A 17,409-nucleotide genomic window follows, 5' to 3' on the forward strand; every position below is an offset into this window, starting at 1 on the left:
TGTTGCCTGACACTGCGATGAGCCGAGCATGGGCTCGGCTCTACAGCTATCGCTGCCAGCGTCAGCGCGCGGCGATGAACGCAGCAATCGCCGCGCGCAGGCGCTTGAGGCCTTCGGTCACTTCTTCGTCGGTGATGTTCAGCGACGGCACGAAGCGCAGCACGTCCGGGCCGGCCTGCAGGGTCAGCAGGCCCTGCTCGGCGGCGTGGTCGAGGATCGCGCCAGCCTGGCCGGCAAAGTCCTTGCTCAGCACTGCGCCCAGCATCAGGCCACGGCCACGCACGTCGCTGAACACGCCGAATTCTTCGTTGATGCGCGCAAAGCCATCGCGCAGCGCCTTCGACTGGCGGCTGACATTGGCGGCGATCTCCGCCGAGGCCAGCTTGCGCAGTGCCACGCGGGCCACCGCAGCGGCCAGCGGGTTGCCACCGAAGGTGGTGCCATGCGCGCCGAACTGCATGGTCTCGGCCACCTTCGGGCCGGCCAGCATCGCGCCGATCGGGAAGCCGCCGCCGAGTGCCTTGGCCAGGGTGACCATGTCCGGCACCACGTCGTCCTGCCAGTGCGCGAACAGGGTACCGGTGCGGCCCATGCCGGCCTGGATCTCATCCAGCACCAGCAGCGCGTTGTGCTGGTCGCACAGCTCGCGCACGCGCTTGAGGAAACCGGACTTGGCCGGCATCACGCCGCCCTCGCCCTGGATCGGCTCCAGCATCACCGCCGCAACGTCACCGGCGGCCATCGCGGTTTCCAGCTGCACCTCATCGTTGAAATCGATGTAGCGGAAGCCACCGGGCAGCGGCTCGTAGCCTTCCTGGTACTTCGGCTGGGCGGTGGCGGTCACCGCGCCCATGGTGCGGCCGTGGAAGCTGCCACGGAAGGTGATGATCACCCGCTTGTCGGCCGGGCGGCCCTGGCTGGAGGCCCACTTGCGGACCATCTTGATCGCCACTTCGTTGGCTTCGGCGCCGGAGTTGCACAGGAACACGCGCTCGGCGAAGCGGCTGGCCTTCACCAGTTCCTCGGCCAGGTGCAGCGGCGGCGCGCTGTAGAACACATTGCTGGTGTGCCAGAGCTTGCCGGCCTGCTCGACCAGCGCGGCCACCAGGTCCGGATCGTTGTGGCCCAGGCCACACACGGCGATGCCGGCGGCCAAGTCGATGAACTCACGGCCCTGGCTGTCCCACACGCGGGCGCCCTGGCCTCGCTCCAGTACCACCTGGCGGGGCTTGTAGACCGGCAGGTAATAGTGCGAAAGGGAGATCAGCGGATCGGTAGCGGCGGTCATGGCAGTCGGCAGGGTTCAGGAATCCCCATTCTCGCGCCGGAACCCCTGCGGCACAATGCGCCCATGCGACCGTTTTCCGCCCCCCAGCTGAACCCCGCCACCGAGACCGGCTGGCGCCGCCGGTGGTTCGACATCATCTACCGCCACGACTCGCGGCCCTCGCGCAATTTCGACCTGCTCCTGGTGGTGGCCATCGTCGCCAGCATCCTGGTGGTGATGATCGACAGCGTGCAGCACCTGCATGCCGAATGGTCCACCGGACTGTACATCCTGGAATGGGGCTTCACGATCATCTTCACCGCCGAGTACCTCTTACGACTGGCGGTGGTCAAGCGCCCGCTGCGTTACGCAGTGAGCATCTGGGGCATCATCGACCTGCTGTCGATCCTGCCCGCCTACCTGTCGTTGTTCATCCCCGGCGCGCAAAGCCTGCTGGTGGTGCGCGCGCTGCGCATCCTGCGCGTGTTCCGCATCCTCAAGCTGACCCGCTACATCGAGGAAAGCGGCGTATTGATGACGTCGCTGTGGCGCAGCCGGCGCAAGGTGCTGGTGTTCCTGTTCACGGTGATCACGATCACCATCATCGCCGGCGCGCTGATGTACGTGATCGAAGGCCCGGAGCACGGCTTCAGCAACATTCCGGCCAGCATGTACTGGGCGGTGGTGACCATGGCCACGGTCGGTTTCGGCGACATCGTGCCGCAGACCGTGCTTGGCCGCTTCGTCACCTCGGTGCTGATCCTGATCGGCTACAGCATCATCGCCGTGCCCACCGGCATCTACACCGCCGAACTGGCCAGCACCATGCGCGAAGCCGAGCTGGCCGCGCGCCGTGATGCACGTGGATGCCCGCATTGCGGGCTGGAAGGGCACGAGCCGGATGCGCGGCACTGCCGCAAGTGCGGTGGCCAGCTGCCGGATGCGTTCAGTCATTGATGCGGGCGCCGGCGATGTACACCGGCGCTCGCTGATCACGCCATGAGCGGGAGCGCTACTGGCGGTTGCTCTGGAAAACGAGCGTGTTGTATTCCTGCATCAGCTTGTTGGCAGAGCCGCGCGGCGCCATCGACGGCGAATCAAGCATGCGTCGTTCGAAATCGGTGTAAGGCTTCTTCTCGCTGACGCGCTGCAGCCGCTCCTTGCCTTCGCGCCGGAAATTCTCGGCCCCTCGTTCGAAGCCTTCCCAGTCCGACTTGCCCGGTTCCTGGTCGGCAACCCTGGCGTGCGCTTCATCGGAAATGCGGTTGAAGGCATCCAGGCGTTCGCGGGCCCTGGCCTGATCGAAATCATCCTCGCTCATCAGATCCATGATGGCCTTGGCTTCCAGCATCATCGCCAGACGGTAGTACTCGCGCGTGCGCCCCTCGGCCTGCTCCAGCGCCTTGAGCTGCTCGCGCTGGGCGGCGTCGTTCTGGCGCTCCAGCTCGGCATTGAACGTTTCGCTGGCAGCCACGAAATCCTTGAAGGCGGCCATCAAGGGCGCGTGCAGCTGCTTGCCCTTGGCGAACTGGTCGTCTTCGTAGTCCTGGCGATCGTAGTAGTCATGCGCGTCCTTGCTGAGCGGCACCAGCGCCTTCAGCGCCCGCTGGTAATGGCCTGCAGCCGCATCGAGATCGGCCAGCGCCGGCTTGGCAGCAATCGCCTCGGTCACCGGGGCGTCGCACTGCTTCATGTCGTAATCGCTGATCTCGAACGGTCCGTACACGTGCGTCTCGTGCCCGGTCGGGCCAGCGTCGACATCCTTGATCCAGCGCGTATAGGACTGGATGCTGCCGTGGGTCTTCGAATCCAGCGCGTTGAAGCAGCCGATGTAGGCGTTGAGCTTGGCGGTCAGCTGCTGCTGTGTGTCGGACGGGGCCGCGCCGGCGTCTGCCGTGCCGGTGGCAGCGGCGCCGCCCGCAGCTGCGGGGGCCTTGCCACCACAGGCTGTCAGGATCAACGACAGCGAAGCGGCCAGCGCCGCAACTGAAAGCGTGCGTGACATATATTCACATCCCTGTTGAAAACGATTACAGACGCGCATTCTAGCGCAGCAGGCCGAGGGTCGCAGCCCTGGGCCTCTTCCCGCGACGCACGGTCAATCCAGGAACAGATCCGGCAGCAACGGACGCGACGGATCCACCGCGTAGCCCGAAAGATCGGTGATACCGGCCTGCGCCAGCACTTCATCGTCGATCAGGAACTGGCCGTGGAAGGCCGCCGCTTCGCGCACCAGCACCGCATGCGCGGCATCGGCCATGATCTGCGGCGTGCGGCAGCCGGCCGCATCCACGCCCGGAATCATGTTGATCGCATCGGTGGCGATCACCGTGCGCGGCCACAGCGCGTTCACCGCCACGCCCTGCGGACCGAACTCCGCAGCCAGGCCCAGGGTGACGAAGCTCATGCCCATCTTTGCCAGCGTGTAGCCGGTGTGCGGTGCCCACCACTTCGGCGCCAGGCTCGGCGGTGGTGCCAGGGTGAGGATGTGCGGATTCGGTGCCTGCAGCAGGTACGGCAGGCAGGCCTGCGCGCACAGGAAACTGCCGCGCGCATTGACCTGCTGCATCAGGTCGAAACGCTTCATCGGCGTGTCCAGCGTGCCGCGCAGCCAGATTGCGCTGGCGTTGTTGATCAGGATGTCGATGCCACCAAAGGTATCGACCGTGGCCGCGACGGCCGCCTGCACCTGCTCTTCCTCGCGGATGTCGCACTTCAGCGCCAGGCCCTGCCCACCTGCCGCCGTCACCGCTTCGGCGGCGGTGTGGATGGTGCCCGGCAGCTTCGGATTCGGCACCGACGACTTGGCCGCGATGGCCACATTGGCACCGTCGCGCGCAGCGCGCAGTGCGATGGCCAGGCCGATGCCACGCGAGGCACCGGTGATGAAAAGCGTTTTGCCCTGCAGACTGCCCACGTTCCACACTCCAGCGTATGCAATGAGCCGCTAGTATGCCGCGCCGACGCGGAGTTCACCCGGCCTTGACGATACTCGGGTCTCCAGCCAACGCACGAGGTTCACGCCATGCGCCGTTCCCGCCTGTTGCTGCCTGCTCTGGGGCTTGTCCTGCTGACCGCCTGCCAGGGCCGTTCGCCGGAACCCGGCAAGGAGCCGCCCGCCGGTGACGCGCCCAGCGCGGAGAAGGCCGCCGACGGAAAGATGCGCTGGAGCGAAGCCGTGGTCTGGGATGGCGATCTGAACGCATGCCGCCAGGGCGAGAATGCCGCCACCCGGGATTGCCTGCGCGATGCGATGCGCGCCGGTGGCGCCAGCGCCGAGGCGATCACCGCCGCCGAGCAGCTTTCCAGCGCCGGCGAACTGGCGTACGTCACCGCTTGGCATGAGAACGAGGGGCTGGGCATTGCCACGGTCGAGTATCCCTTCCGTGCCAACACCAACGAAGGCACCCGCCTGGTCGACGCCAGCGGCAAGCGCATCGATGTGGACGCCGTGCAGCTGGACGACACGCTGCGTGCCGACCCGGCCGTGCAGGAGCTGTTGAAGGCCAACCCGCAGGCCACGCCGTTCGCACCAGCGCAGTCGGCCGGCGCTTCGCCATTGGATAACGGCGGCATCCGCCTGCTGTACCGCACGCCGCTGCGCGACTGCCACGCCTGCCCGGACGTGGGCCAGCTGCAGATCGCCTACGACTTCGATGCCAAGCGCAACTTCATTGGCCAGCAGGTGGTACCGGCGACGCCGTAACCCGGAAACGCCGCGTGTCGCCGGGCATGGCCCGGCGGACGCAGTGTCGCGTCACCGGTACAACTGCACCTGCTTCTGCAGCAGATGCGGCACGATCAACCTGTGCACGGGCGCGACCGGCAGCATGTAGAGGCGCCCGAACGCGTTGTGCGTATGCACCACCGTCGCCACTTCCAGCACGTCGCCCTGCCATTGCAGGGCCAGCTGTACGCGCAGGTGGCGATCATCGTCTTCCAGCACGATGGCATCGTCATCCAGCGACTGCAGGGTGAAGATGCCCAGCCGCTGGCCGGGCACCGGATCGACGGTGTCCTGCACAGCCCGCAGCGAACCCAGGTGTTTCATGCCCAGCAGGCGCATGCCGTGGTTGCGCAGTGCCATCAAGCCATCGAACCAGCCGGGAATGGTCGCCGCCATGTCGCGGTAGGCCTGCAGTGCGGTACGCCCGTCACGCCGGGTGGTGGCCTGGCAGGCGTGCACGAAATCCGCACCGGGCAGCTGAGTGCGCAGCACGCTGCCCGCGTTCGGCGGGGCGCTCATCACCGGCGATGTACTCACGGCTTCGGTCCCTGACCCTCGTTGTCTTCCCAGTGCAGGATGCGGCGGGTGACGAAGCGGTAGACCGGCTTGCCGGTGGCGAACCACAGCTCGCGCACCCACGAGGTACGCTTGAGTACGCGCTTTTCCACCGGGGTGAGCGATTCACGGCAGTACATGCGCTTGTGCTTGAGCAGGTGGCGCAGGTCCTCGCGGGCCAAAAGGCGCATCCAGCGTGAGCGCGGGTTGCCGATCACCGCCAGCTGGAAGTCGATCAGCGCCGGGCGGCCATCCTCGGTGACCAGCCAGTTGGCCTCCTTGGCCAGATCGTTGTGGGCCACGCCACGGCGGTGCAGCTGCTGCAGCAGGCGCCGTGCGGAACGGAACCAGGCCAGGTCGCCGCGCGGCGGACGCTGGTACATGGCATCGCCGGCCATGAAGCTGCGATCGAGGTGGCGGCCATCCCAGGCCAGCAGCTGCGGCACATCGGCCATGCCATGGATATGGCGCAGCGCGCGTGCTTCGCGCCGTGCAAGCCACCACGCGGGCAACCGCAGCCACAGCGGCGTGGCGCCCAGATCGCGGCGAACGAACGGGCCGTCGGGCCCTTCAACCAGAAGGATCTGACCGAAACTGTCGGCCTTCAAAGCATGGTGGGGAGCGTCTGGCGTATGCGGCATGCCCCCATTCTAGGCGATGGCGCCGGTTGCAAACGGTCACGAAGCGGCTGGGAACCAGTCACCTTCACGCCCCTATAATCGGGCAATGGACTCTTCATGGATCGACGCCACGCTCGCGTGGATTGCCGCTCACCCCGTGCTGGCGGGTGCCGTTATCTTCCTCATCGCCTTCTGCGATGCGGTGATCATTCTCGGCGCCATCGTGCCGGCCCTGCCGCTGCTGTTCGCGGTGGGCGTGTTCATTGGCCTGGGCCAGATCTCCGGGCCGTACGCAGTGGCGGCTGCGGCATTGGGTGCGTTTGCCGGCGATGGCATCAGCTACTGGATCGGCCGCCGCTGGGGCGACCGCCTGCGTGGCATGTGGCCGTTCAGCCGCTATCCGCAGCTGCTCGACCGCGGCGAGAACCTGTTCCGCCGCAATGCATTCAAGAGCATCCTGGTGGCGCGCTACGTTGGCGCGATCCGCCCGTTCGTACCGGCCATCGCCGGCATGATGAAGATGCCCGCCAGCCGCTACGTGCAGGCCAGCGGCATCGCCAGCATTTCGTGGGCGGTGCTGTTCCTTGCCCCGGGCTGGATCCTCGGAGAAGCGTATGACGCGGTGGCTGCCGTGGCGGGGCGGCTGGTGGTGGTGGTCGGCCTGCTGGCGGTGATCCTTGGCCTGGTCTGGGCCATCGTGCTGTACGGCTACCGCTGGTCGGCCGCACGCATGGACAACTGGCTGGCACGCTTGCTGGACTGGTCCAACCGCCACCCGACGCTGGGCCGCTACACCGTCGGCGTGCTGGACCCTAAGCGCCGCGAATCGGTGCCGCTGGCGATGCTGGCGCTGATGCTGCTGCTGCTGGGCTGGGGCTGGTTCGCGCTGCTGACCGTGGTGGTCGCACACGGCGAGCCGCTGGCCATCGACCTACTGGTGCACCAGGCCATGCTGGCGCTGCGCAATCCGCTGGCCGACTACCCGATGGCGGCCCTGGCTTCGCTCGGTGCCTGGCAGGTGCTGTTGCCGGCCACGGCCGCGGCGATGGGCTACCTGGTCTGGCGCCGGCGCTGGATGGCGGCGGCACACTGGCTGGCCGCCCTCGCCTTCGGCCTGGCGCTGACCATGCTGCTCGGTGCCACCGTGGATGTGGTGCGCCCGATCGATGCCAGCAGCGGCTTCGGCTTCCCGTCGGTGTCGGTGACCATGGCCACCATCACCTTCGGCTTCTTCGCGGTGCTGATCGCACGCGAGATGCCCGGCCGCACCCGCGTCTGGCCGTACCTGGTGTCGGGCATCGTGGTCAGCCTGATCGGCTTCTCGCGCCTGTACCTGGGCGCGCACTGGCTGAGCGATGTGATCGGCGGCATGCTGTTCGGCACGTTCTGGCTGCTGGTGCTGGGCATCGCCTATCGCCGCCGCTTCAACCGCTCGTTCTGGGTGAAGCCGGTGGCATGGCTGTTCTACGGCGTCTTCGCCGTGGCGGCGATGTGGTACGCGCCGCGCCACATTCCGGTGAAGCTGGAACGCTTCGAACCGACCCTGCCGGCCCCGCAGGCGATGGACATGCAGGCCTGGTGGCAGCACGACTGGGCGCAGCTGCCGCCACGCCGCAACGAATTCGACGACGACCAGCGCTGGCCGCTTGACGTGCAGGTGGCCGGCCCATTGGCACCGCTGCAGGCGCAGCTGGAAGCACGTGGCTGGAAGCGGCAGGAACAAGCCGGCTGGCAGCAGGCGCTGCTGATGCTGGACAAGAACACCGGTGCCGATGAACTGCCGGTGTTGCCGGCGACGCTGGAAACCCGTGTGGAAGCCCTGCTGATGGTACGCCAGGGCGCGAAGCCGGATGAGCGCTATGTACTGCGGCTGTGGCCGGCACCGGCCCAGTTGCAGCCGGGCAACACGCCGCTGTGGCTGGGCAGCGCACAGACCCTGCGTTACGAACGCCACTTCGAGTGGATCGGCATGTGGCACCCGCTGCGTGGCGTCGACCCGGCATTGAATGCCGTGAAGGAAGCCGTGCAGGAGCTGCCGCAGCGCGAGGATGTGCACAGCGAAACCGGGTTGCCGGTGCTGCGGTTGAAGACCACCACGCCTTGACGGGTACCGGTGCGCGATCACCCACTGTAGCGCCGAGCCTGCGCTCGGCTGCTTTTCGCGCGATCCAACAAGCCGAGCATAGGCTCGGCTCTACAGTAGATCCACGCCATGCGTGGATGGCATCCCACGCATACCCCAGCATGTGCACCAAGGTGCACACCCACCCGAGGCAGGCTTCTACGGCATCCAGCCCAGCAACTGCTGCAACCGCTGGTGCGGGTCATCCAGTTGCAGCAGCTGCAATCGCTGCTGCTCGCTCAGCGGCAGCAGCTCGGCCAGCCGCCAGCCGACCCAGCTGGCCTGGTCCAGCAGCGCCGGATTGGCCGGCGCATAGGCCTCACCGGCCTGCTCGATGATGTGCCCCAGCACCGTGGCCAGCAGTGCATGCTGCGGCCGCAGTTCGTCATCGGGGTCTTCCTCGCACCAGCGCACATCGGCCACCACCAGCCCGTTGTCGCGCACGCGGGTGCGCTCGACATGGAAGCGGCGGGTGCCGCGCAGGCGCAGCTGCAGCACGCCGTCGGCGCCGACATCGAAGTCTTCGATGCGCACCTGCACGCCATAGGCCGCCGGTGTTGCCGGGGCTCCCACTTCCTGGCCGTCGAGGATCAGGCAGACACCAAAGCCCTCACCACTACGGCCGCTGTCGCGGACAAGATCCAGGTACCGCCGCTCGAACACGCGCAGGCCCACCGCTGCACCCGGTACCAGCGTGGTGTGCAGCGGAAACAGTGGCAGTGACGCGTCGCTGCTCATCGGGCCTGCAGCGCGGCAAGGAAGCGGCGCGGTGCGCCGTCGAAGCCACCATTGGACATGAACACCACGTGGTCGCCGCTGCGCGCGCTGGCCTGCAGCTGCGCCAGCAGCGCGTCGGTATCCGGCACCGCGTGCGCTTCACCACGCACCGCAGCGATCACCGCAGCGGCATCCCAGGCCAGTTCCGGACGATGCAGGAACACCACTTCGTCGGCCAGTGCCAGCGAGGGCGCCAGCGCCTGCGCATGGGCGCCCAGACGCATCGAATTGCTGCGCGGTTCCATCGCGACCACGATGCGCGCATCGCCCACCTTGGCACGCAGGCCTTCCAGCGTGGTGGCGATTGCGGTCGGGTGATGGGCGAAATCGTCGTAGACGGTGATGCCGTCATGGCTGCCGATCACTTCCATGCGGCGCTTGACGCTGCGGAAGCGCGCCAGCGCCGGCATCACCTCGGCCGGCGCCACGCCCACTGCATGTGCAGCGGCCAGCGCGGCCAGGCCGTTGAGCACGTTGTGACGGCCGAGCAATGACCACTGCACATCGCCCAGCGCCTGCCCTCGATGGTGCACGCGGAACGCGCTGCCATCGGCAGCCAGCAGTTCCGCATGCCATTCCAGGGACGGGTCGAAACCGAAGCGCTCGACCGGCGTCCAGCACCCCATCGCCAGCACCTCGGCCAGGTGCTGATCCTCACCGTTGACGATCAGGCGGCCACGTGCCGGCACGGTGCGCACCAGATGGTGGAACTGGCGCTGGATCGCGGCCACGTCCGGGAAAATATCGGCGTGGTCGTACTCAAGGTTGTTGAGGATGGCCACCAGCGGCCGGTAATGCACGAACTTGCTGCGCTTGTCGAAGAAGGCAGTGTCGTACTCATCGGCCTCGACCACGAATTCGCGGCCCTGGCCCAGCCGGGCCGAAACGCCGAAATCCTCGGCCACGCCGCCGATCAGGAAGCCAGGCGAACGCCCGGCGCTTTCCAGCAGCCAGGTGAGGATGGTGGTGGTGGTGGTCTTGCCATGGGTACCGGCCACGGCCAGGGTGTCGCGGCCCGGCAGTACCTGTTCGGACAGCCACTGCGCGCCCGAAATGTAGCGCTGGCCGGCGTCGAGCACGGCCTCCACGGCCGCATTGCCGCGCGAGAGCGCGTTGCCGATCACCACGTCATCGGTTCCGGCCGGCACGCTGTCGGTGCGATAGCCCTGGTCCAGGGTGATGCCCAGCTGTTCCAGCTGGGTCGACATCGGCGGATAGATGGCCTGGTCGCTGCCACTGACCGTATGGCCGAGTTCCCGCGCCAGGGCGGCCACGCCGCCCATGAAGGTGCCGGCGATTGCAAGGATATGTACGCTGCTCATGACCGGGGATTGTGACCGATGACGGCTGTATAGGGCCAATGTCCGCCTCCGGGTAAGACAAGTCCTACACGGGATGTGAGAAAACTCCAATCTTCTGTCAGGGAATTCCCGATAGCGATGTTCTGTGAACCCGGACACAATTCGAACTGCCAGCCGCAGTACCCGAACCGGTCCTACTCCCCAAGAGGCCATCCCCAAGGGAGCTCATGCTGCGGGGCCCTGAGCAAGCCCTCTGCTGGCGCCTATCAAACGACACAGGCCTGATCCTCGCGGACCAGGCCTGTGTTTTTTGCGCCCGAAGGGCCGGAAGCGTGCCGGCCCCGCCGGATCAGGCCTTGATCGCCGCCAGGATGCGGGCTTCGATCTCGTCCAGCTCACCGACGCCGTCGACGCGGGCCAGGGTGCCACGGCCGGCGTAGAAGTCGACCACCGGGGCGGTCTGGTCGTTGTAGACCTGCAGGCGCTGACGCACCGCTTCCGGATTGTCGTCGGCACGACCCTGCTCCTTGGCACGACCGGCAATGCGGTCGACCAGCAGCTCGGTGGCCACGTCCAGCTGCACCACGGCGTCCAGCGGCTGGCCGATCTTGGCCAGCAGGCCGTCCATCGCGTTGGCCTGGGCCACATTGCGCGGGTAGCCATCGAGGATAAAGCCCTTGGCGACATCGGCCTGGGTCAGGCGCGACTCCAGCATGCCCAGCAGGATGTCGTCCGACACCAGGTTGCCGGCATCCATCACCGTCTTGGCCTGCTTGCCCAGCTCCGTGCCCGCGGCGATTTCCGCGCGCAGCATGTCACCGGTCGAAATGTGGGCGATACCCAGCTTTTCCTTCAGGCGCGTCGCCTGTGTCCCCTTGCCCGAACCGGGCGGTCCCAACAGAACCAATCGCATTGACCTGACTCCAACGTGTTGAAAACAAAGAAGGTTCGCGTCCCGGACGGACCGGTATCGCTGCACCGCAATAGCGCCACTTTACCGCATCCGGGTAATGTCCCTGCAATGTCCTTTCCCCCGAGCAGGTAGACGCATGCGCAACGGTACTCTCCTCTACGCCCAATCCGGTGGTGTCACCGCGGTCATCAACGCCACGGCGGCGGCGGTGATCGAGCAGGCCCGGGCCAAGGGCATCAAGGTCCTGGCCGCGCGCAACGGCATCCTCGGCGCGCTGCGCGAAGAGCTGATCGACACCAGCAAGGAGAGCGCTGCGGCGATCCGCGCCCTCGCCCATACCCCGGGCGGCGCGTTCGGCTCGTGCCGGGTCAAGCTGAAGTCGCTGGACGCCGACCGTGCCCGCTACGACCGCCTGCTGGAGGTGCTGCAGGCCCACGATGTGCGCTGGTTCCTCTACAACGGCGGCAACGACTCGGCCGACACCGCACTGAAGGTCTCGCAGCTGGCCAAGGCCTCCGGCTACGACCTGACCTGCATCGGCGTGCCCAAGACCATCGACAACGATCTGGCGGTGACCGACACCTGCCCCGGCTTCGGCTCGGCGGCCAAGTACACCGCCGTATCGGTACGCGAGGCCGCGCTGGACGTGGCGGCAATGGCCGAGACTTCGACCCGCGTCTTCATCTACGAGGCGATGGGCCGCCACGCCGGCTGGCTGGCCGCGGCCGCCGGCCTGGCCGGCAACGGCGATGACGAAGCCCCGCACATCATCCTGCTGCCCGAGCGCGCCTACGACGAGGCGATGTTCCTGGCCAAGGTGAAGGCGGTGGTCGAGCGCGTCGGCTACTGCGTGGTGGTGGCGTCGGAAGGCATCGCCACCGCCGATGGCCGCTTCGTTGCCGACGCCGGCGGCGGCAAGGACTCGTTCGGCCACTCGCAGCTGGGTGGCGTGGCCGCGCACCTGGCTGGCCGGGTCAAGGACCAGTTGGGGCTGAAGGTGCACTGGGCCCTGCCCGACTACCTGCAGCGCTCGGCCCGGCACCTGGCCAGCAGGACCGACTGGGAGCAGGCGCAGGCCGTGGGCAAGGCTGCCGTGCAGCTGGCGCTGAAGGGCCAGAACGGGGTGATGCCGGTGATCGTCCGCAGCAGCGATGCGCCCTATCGCTGGAAGATCGAAGCAGCGCCACTGTCGAAGATCGCCAACCACGAGAAGAAGATGCCGGCCGGCTTCATCCACCGCGATGGCTTCGGCATCACCGCCAGGGCGCGCGCCTACCTGTCGCCGCTGATCAAGGGCGAGGCGCCGCTTCCCTACGGCGCCGACGGCCTGCCGAAATACGTCACGCTGAAGAACGTGGCGGTGAAGCAGAAGCTGCCGCCCTTCGAGGGCTGACCTGGAAAAGGGGACGGAGGGGATTAAGTCGCATACGCCCCTCCGTCATCTCCAACAGCGTCAGCAGTGGATCGGATACGACTTAATCCCCTCCGTCCCCTTTTTTGTGGAGGTACACCATGGCACTGCGTGTTGTTCGGTTGGGTACTCCTCGCGCTCCCGGCGAGGGCCTGCGCATCGGTACCGTGCGACGGCCACCGCGCGGTGTGCCGCGCAGCGAGTTCGCCCGGCAGGACTGGTACGACGTCTGGTTCCCGACACTGTCGCCCAGCGCGGCACTGGTGAAGCAGGCGCACGAGGCGAAAACGGCCGCCGACTGGAACGCCTTCTTCCGCCACTACACGACCGAGATGAAGGCGCCCGACGCCGCCCACGCGCTGGACCTGCTGGCTGCGATGTCGCAGCACAGCGACATCAGCGTGGGGTGCTATTGCGAGGATGAGGCGCACTGCCACCGCAAAGCCCTGCGCGAGCTGCTGGTGGCGCGCGGGGCGACGCTGGCGGATTGATTGCAGGAGAGCCGGCCAGCGGCCGGCACTACCAGGTTCTCCGCCGTACATGGCCCGGCGCTACCGATGCGCGCCGAAGTAGTGTGGATTCGCCCTTGCGTGGATTCGCGCTGCCAGACGGCCTCAATTGCAGGCCTTGCCTTCCATCTGCAGCTGCGCGGCGAACATCGTCACCTGCGGAATCTGGCCGGCGGCGGCCTGCTTCTTCGCCTCTTCCAGGTAGATGCGCGACTGGCCCTGCCCATCCAGCGTCTGGGTGTTGTTCACCGGCAGGCGCCACACGCGCACCACCGCCTGCTGCGCCGGGCATGCGGCATTGGGCACGCGGATCACATCATTGAGCTTCCAGCCCTTGTCGGCACTCGGTTGTGCCTTGGCGTAGTCGACGAAGCGCGCGCGCGGCTGGCATTGTTCGCTCGTGCTCACCGCAGAGAAGCGATACGGCTCGGCGGCCTGCCCGGTGAAGGCACCTTCCAGGCGCGCACAGGCCTCGGGGATCTGCCGCAGCGTATGCACCGCGCCGACCGCCTGAGGCGCTCCCACGGCGCGCTGCAGTTCCGGGGTTTCCACCGCGAAGGCCGGCAGCGCCGGGACCAGGGCGGCAAACATCAACAGGGACAGGCGCATGGGGAATCTCCTTCAGGACTGTGCGCAGGCTTGCAGAAGATGGCTTAACGGGGTGCAAAGGCTCTGCGGCTCTCAAAGCATGCCCATGGACCGGCGGCGGGTTCCGCGCGCATGGCGATGCGTTCATCTGGAGGGCGCCCACGTATCATGCGGCGCGGCGCGGTGCGGCCCGGCGCTACCATCCAGGCGCGGGTGCACGCATACTGCGGGCACCAGGGAATGCTGAACACCGCCATACGTCGGACGACCACCAAGGTCGGTACGGGTTGGTTCCAGGCTGCAGCCCGTCGTCCCCCTCGTGGTGCCGTTCATCGCCACTGGATGCCTACATCCATTCTGCGGAGGGGTCTAATGCTGGAACGTCACGGGCTGTCATTGGCGCTGGGCTGCGCCATCCTCGCAATCCTGTTCGGAATCGTCTCGGCGCGCTGGATCCTGCGCCAACCCACCGGCAATGAACGCATGGTCGCCATTGCCACCGCGATCCAGGAAGGTGCGCGTGCCTATCTCAACCGCCAGTACCTGACCATCGGCATCGCCGGTGTGGTGCTGTTCGTGCTGGTCGGCATCTTCCTCAGCTGGTACACCGCCATTGGTTTCGCGGTCGGCGCGGTGCTGTCCGGTGCAGCAGGCTACATCGGCATGAATGTCTCGGTGCGTGCCAACGTGCGCACCGCCGAGGCCGCGCGCCATGGCATCAGCGCGGCAATGGACGTCGCCTTCCGCGGAGGCGCCATCACCGGCATGCTGGTGGTCGGCCTGGGCCTGCTGGGCGTGGCCGGCTACTACGCGCTGCTGCTGCGGCTGGGCCTGCCGATGGAACAGGCACTGCATGCACTGGTCGGCCTGGCCTTCGGCTCCTCGCTGATCTCGATCTTTGCGCGCCTGGGCGGCGGCATCTTCACCAAGGGCGCTGACGTCGGCGCCGACCTGGTCGGCAAGGTCGAAGCCGGCATTCCCGAGGACGACCCGCGCAACCCGGCAGTGATCGCCGACAACGTCGGTGACAACGTCGGCGACTGCGCCGGCATGGCCGCCGACCTGTTCGAGACCTATGCGGTAACCGTCATCGCCACCATGCTGCTGGGCAGCCTGATGCTGGCCGAGGCGGGCGCCAACGCGGTGCTGTATCCGCTGGTACTGGGCGGGGTGTCGATCATCGCCTCGATCATCGGCGCACTGTTCGTCAAGGTGAAGCCAGGCGGCTCGATCATGGGCGCGTTGTACAAGGGCGTGATCGTCTCCGGCGTGCTGGCCGCCATCGCGTTCTACCCGATCACCACCGGGCTGATGTCCGACAACGTGCATGGGCCGATGGCGCTGTATGGCTGTGCGTTGATCGGGCTGGTGCTGACCGGCCTGATCGTGTGGATCACCGAGTACTACACCGGCACCCAGTACAAACCGGTGCAGCACGTGGCACAAGCGTCAACCACCGGCCATGGCACCAACATCATCGCCGGCCTCGGCATCTCGATGAAGTCCACCGCGCTGCCGGTGGTGGCGGTGTGCGCGGCGATCTGGGGCGCGTTCGCGCTGGGCGGGCTGTACGGCATCGCCATCGCTGCCACCGCGATGCTGTCGATGGCCGGCATGATCGTGGCGCTGGATGCGTACGGCCCGATCACCGACAACGCCGGCGGCATCGCCGAGATGGCCGAGCTGCCCTCGGAGATCCGCGACATCACCGATCCACTGGATGCGGTGGGCAACACCACCAAGGCGGTGACCAAGGGCTATGCGATCGGTTCGGCGGCACTGGCCGCACTGGTGCTGTTCGCCGACTACACCCACAACCTGCAGGCGGCACATCCCGGCCAGGAGTTCCGCTTCGACCTGAGCGACCACACGGTGATCATCGGCCTGCTGATCGGCGGCCTGATTCCCTACCTGTTCGGTGCGATGGCGATGGAAGCGGTCGGCCGCGCGGCGGGTGCGGTGGTGGAGGAAGTGCGCCGCCAGTTCCGCGAGATCCCCGGCATCATGCAGGGCACCGGCAAGCCGCAGTACGACAGGGCGGTGGACATGCTGACCCGCTCGGCCATCCGCGAAATGATCGTGCCGTCGCTGCTGCCGGTGGCGGTGCCGGTGGTGGTCGGCCTGCTGCTGGGGCCGCGCGCCCTGGGCGGCCTGCTGATCGGCACGATCGTGACCGGCCTGTTCGTGGCCATCTCGATGACCACCGGCGGCGGCGCCTGGGACAACGCCAAGAAGTACATCGAGGACGGCCACTTCGGCGGCAAGGGCAGCGAGGCGCACAAGGCCGCGGTGACCGGCGATACCGTCGGTGACCCGTACAAGGACACGGCCGGCCCGGCAATCAATCCGCTGATCAAGATCATCAACATCGTGGCGCTGCTGCTGGTGCCGTTGCTGTAGATCCACGCCATGCGTGGATGGCGGGCTTGACGGGGTCAGAGCCCTTTCCGGGGAAAGGGATCCGACCCCACGGCTGGTCAACGCCCGCGCAGGAAGAACGACACCGGCACCATCACCTCCACCGGGTCGCCGGCCACTTCGGCCGGCGGCGCCGGTACCGGGCTGGCCCGCTGCACGGTGTCCAGCGTCTCCTGGTCGAGCAGTGCGAAGCCACTGCTGCGGCCCAGTTTCAACCCCGAGACCGCGCCATCGCGGGCCACGGCGAAGCGCACGTACACCACCCCCTGCTGGCGCAGCCGCTCGGCCTGGCGTGGATAACGCCGGTGCTTCTGCAGGTGCCCCAGCAGGCGACCTTCCCAGCTGGCTTCAGCGCGACTGCGTTCGCCGGCGGTGGTCTGCGGTGCGGTGTAGCGTGCGGCCGCGTCGGCCGCCACCTGCGGCGGTGCGCTGGTCTGCGCGACGTTGGCGTCAGCGGTATCCGGCGACGGCGTCGGCTCCGGCGTACGCGGTGGTGGCAGGTCACCCTGCGGCTGCACCGGCGCCTTCGGCTGCTCGCGTGTCGCCGGCTTCGGCGCCTGCCGCTGCTGTTGCTGCTGCAGGGGGCCCGTTGCCACTTCGCGCGGCGGCACGGGTGGCGCCTGTGCCATCGGCGCCAGCTCCAGCATCAACGCTGCCGGCGGCGCCACGGCGGCCACAGCCGGTGCGCGCGCCGCCCACCAGCAGGCCGCGCCAATCAGCAGCGCATGCACCAGCAGCACGATCGCCAGGCTGGTCGCCCAGCGCCGCAGTCCACTCATCGTGCGCCCTGCTCCAGGCCGACCAGCGCCACCTTCAGGTAGCCGGCCGCACGCAATGCATCCAGCGTGGCCATCAGTTCACCATAGGGCACACGGGTATCGGCGCGCAGGAAGATGCGCTGTGCGGTATCACTGTGAGTGGCCGCCTGCAATGCAGCCGCCAGCCCGTCGCGCGCCACGGCCTGTTCGCCGACACGCAGCGACAGATCGGCCTGCACGGTCACATACACCGGTGCCTGTTCCGGCGGCGTGGCGCTGGCGCTGCTGGCCGGCAGCTGCACCGGTACCGACACGGTCGCCAGCGGTGCGGCCACCATGAAGATGATCAGCAGCACCAGCATCACGTCGATGAACGGCGTGACGTTGATCTCGTGTGCTTCTTCCGGCGTGTCGTCGCGGTCGGACGCGGTCCTGATCGCCAT

17 protein-coding genes are annotated in these 17,409 nt (G+C 67.4%); 6 read left to right on the forward strand and 11 right to left on the reverse strand.

The window, feature by feature from the left end; all coding sequences use genetic code 11:
* Nucleotides 1-61: 61 nt before the first annotated feature.
* On the reverse strand, nt 62-1,288 hold the full coding sequence (locus tag D7T59_RS13175) for an acetylornithine transaminase (protein ID WP_180852625.1): 1,227 nt from the start codon (nt 1,286-1,288) through the stop codon (nt 62-64).
* Between the two features lie 63 nt (nt 1,289-1,351).
* On the opposite strand from D7T59_RS13175, the gene D7T59_RS13180 reads away from it, so the two are divergent.
* Nucleotides 1,352-2,224 carry an ion transporter gene (locus D7T59_RS13180; RefSeq protein ID WP_164138150.1) on the forward strand — a complete coding sequence of 291 codons (873 nt, stop codon included), beginning with the start codon at nt 1,352-1,354 and terminating at the stop codon, nt 2,222-2,224.
* Between the two features lie 55 nt (nt 2,225-2,279).
* On the opposite strand, the gene D7T59_RS13185 is transcribed toward D7T59_RS13180, so the two are convergent.
* Nucleotides 2,280-3,272, reverse strand: a complete 993-nt coding sequence (locus tag D7T59_RS13185; RefSeq protein WP_180852626.1) for a YiiG family protein — start codon at nt 3,270-3,272, stop codon at nt 2,280-2,282.
* A gap of 93 nt (nt 3,273-3,365) precedes the next feature.
* Complete coding sequence (locus D7T59_RS13190; RefSeq protein WP_180852627.1) at nt 3,366-4,184, reverse strand: SDR family oxidoreductase; 819 nt, start codon at nt 4,182-4,184, stop codon at nt 3,366-3,368.
* A 108-nt stretch (nt 4,185-4,292) separates the two neighbouring features.
* Here D7T59_RS13190 and D7T59_RS13195 point away from each other — a divergent pair, with 108 nt between their 5' ends.
* Nucleotides 4,293-4,973, forward strand: coding sequence for a hypothetical protein (locus D7T59_RS13195; protein WP_180852628.1), 681 nt, complete (start codon nt 4,293-4,295; stop codon nt 4,971-4,973).
* 51 nt (nt 4,974-5,024) lie between these two features.
* On the opposite strand, the gene D7T59_RS13200 is transcribed toward D7T59_RS13195, so the two are convergent.
* Complete coding sequence (locus tag D7T59_RS13200) at nt 5,025-5,513, reverse strand: DUF2867 domain-containing protein (RefSeq protein WP_219629791.1); 489 nt, start codon at nt 5,511-5,513, stop codon at nt 5,025-5,027.
* A gap of 14 nt (nt 5,514-5,527) precedes the next feature.
* Nucleotides 5,528-6,190 (reverse strand): serine/threonine-protein kinase, encoded by a 663-nt coding sequence (locus tag D7T59_RS13205; RefSeq protein WP_180852630.1) that lies wholly within the window; start codon nt 6,188-6,190, stop codon nt 5,528-5,530.
* A gap of 85 nt (nt 6,191-6,275) precedes the next feature.
* On the opposite strand from D7T59_RS13205, the gene D7T59_RS13210 reads away from it, so the two are divergent.
* Nucleotides 6,276-8,273, forward strand: coding sequence for a bifunctional DedA family/phosphatase PAP2 family protein (locus D7T59_RS13210; protein WP_180852631.1), 1,998 nt, complete (start codon nt 6,276-6,278; stop codon nt 8,271-8,273).
* Between the two features lie 177 nt (nt 8,274-8,450).
* Here the strand turns inward: D7T59_RS13210 and D7T59_RS13215 are convergent, their stop codons facing one another.
* From D7T59_RS13215 to D7T59_RS13225, 3 genes are all read right to left on the reverse strand, one after another.
* Nucleotides 8,451-9,029, reverse strand: a complete 579-nt coding sequence (locus D7T59_RS13215) for an LON peptidase substrate-binding domain-containing protein (protein ID WP_164138163.1) — start codon at nt 9,027-9,029, stop codon at nt 8,451-8,453.
* Complete coding sequence (gene mpl, locus D7T59_RS13220) at nt 9,026-10,390, reverse strand: UDP-N-acetylmuramate:L-alanyl-gamma-D-glutamyl-meso-diaminopimelate ligase (protein ID WP_164138165.1); 1,365 nt, start codon at nt 10,388-10,390, stop codon at nt 9,026-9,028. The genes D7T59_RS13215 and mpl overlap by 4 nt, the downstream gene beginning before the upstream one ends.
* 328 nt (nt 10,391-10,718) lie before the next feature.
* The gene (locus D7T59_RS13225; protein WP_014038375.1) at nt 10,719-11,282 is read right to left on the reverse strand and encodes an adenylate kinase; all 564 of its coding nucleotides are present in this window, start codon (nt 11,280-11,282) and stop codon (nt 10,719-10,721) included.
* A gap of 136 nt (nt 11,283-11,418) precedes the next feature.
* Between D7T59_RS13225 and D7T59_RS13230 the strand changes: the two genes are divergently transcribed.
* Nucleotides 11,419-12,675: a 6-phosphofructokinase gene (locus D7T59_RS13230; protein WP_180852632.1), complete on the forward strand. Its 1,257-nt coding sequence runs from the start codon at nt 11,419-11,421 to the stop codon at nt 12,673-12,675.
* A 119-nt stretch (nt 12,676-12,794) separates the two neighbouring features.
* A complete protein-coding gene (locus D7T59_RS13235; protein ID WP_164138168.1) occupies nt 12,795-13,184 on the forward strand; it encodes a DUF488 domain-containing protein in 390 nt (129 codons plus the stop codon).
* Between the two features lie 123 nt (nt 13,185-13,307).
* Here D7T59_RS13235 and D7T59_RS13240 read toward each other — a convergent pair whose 3' ends face one another.
* On the reverse strand, nt 13,308-13,811 hold the full coding sequence (locus tag D7T59_RS13240; protein ID WP_180852633.1) for a hypothetical protein: 504 nt from the start codon (nt 13,809-13,811) through the stop codon (nt 13,308-13,310).
* Between the two features lie 351 nt (nt 13,812-14,162).
* Between D7T59_RS13240 and D7T59_RS13245 the strand changes: the two genes are divergently transcribed.
* Nucleotides 14,163-16,190, forward strand: coding sequence for a sodium-translocating pyrophosphatase (locus tag D7T59_RS13245; RefSeq protein WP_180852634.1), 2,028 nt, complete (start codon nt 14,163-14,165; stop codon nt 16,188-16,190).
* Nucleotides 16,191-16,267: 77 nt separating this feature from the next.
* Here the strand turns inward: D7T59_RS13245 and D7T59_RS13250 are convergent, their stop codons facing one another.
* Complete coding sequence (locus D7T59_RS13250; RefSeq protein WP_180852635.1) at nt 16,268-16,987, reverse strand: energy transducer TonB; 720 nt, start codon at nt 16,985-16,987, stop codon at nt 16,268-16,270.
* Complete coding sequence (gene exbD / locus D7T59_RS13255) at nt 16,984-17,409, reverse strand: TonB system transport protein ExbD (RefSeq protein ID WP_180852636.1); 426 nt, start codon at nt 17,407-17,409, stop codon at nt 16,984-16,986. The genes D7T59_RS13250 and exbD overlap by 4 nt, the downstream gene beginning before the upstream one ends.

The organism is Stenotrophomonas maltophilia (genome assembly GCF_013464915.1).
GTDB lineage: Bacteria > Pseudomonadota > Gammaproteobacteria > Xanthomonadales > Xanthomonadaceae > Stenotrophomonas > Stenotrophomonas maltophilia_AT.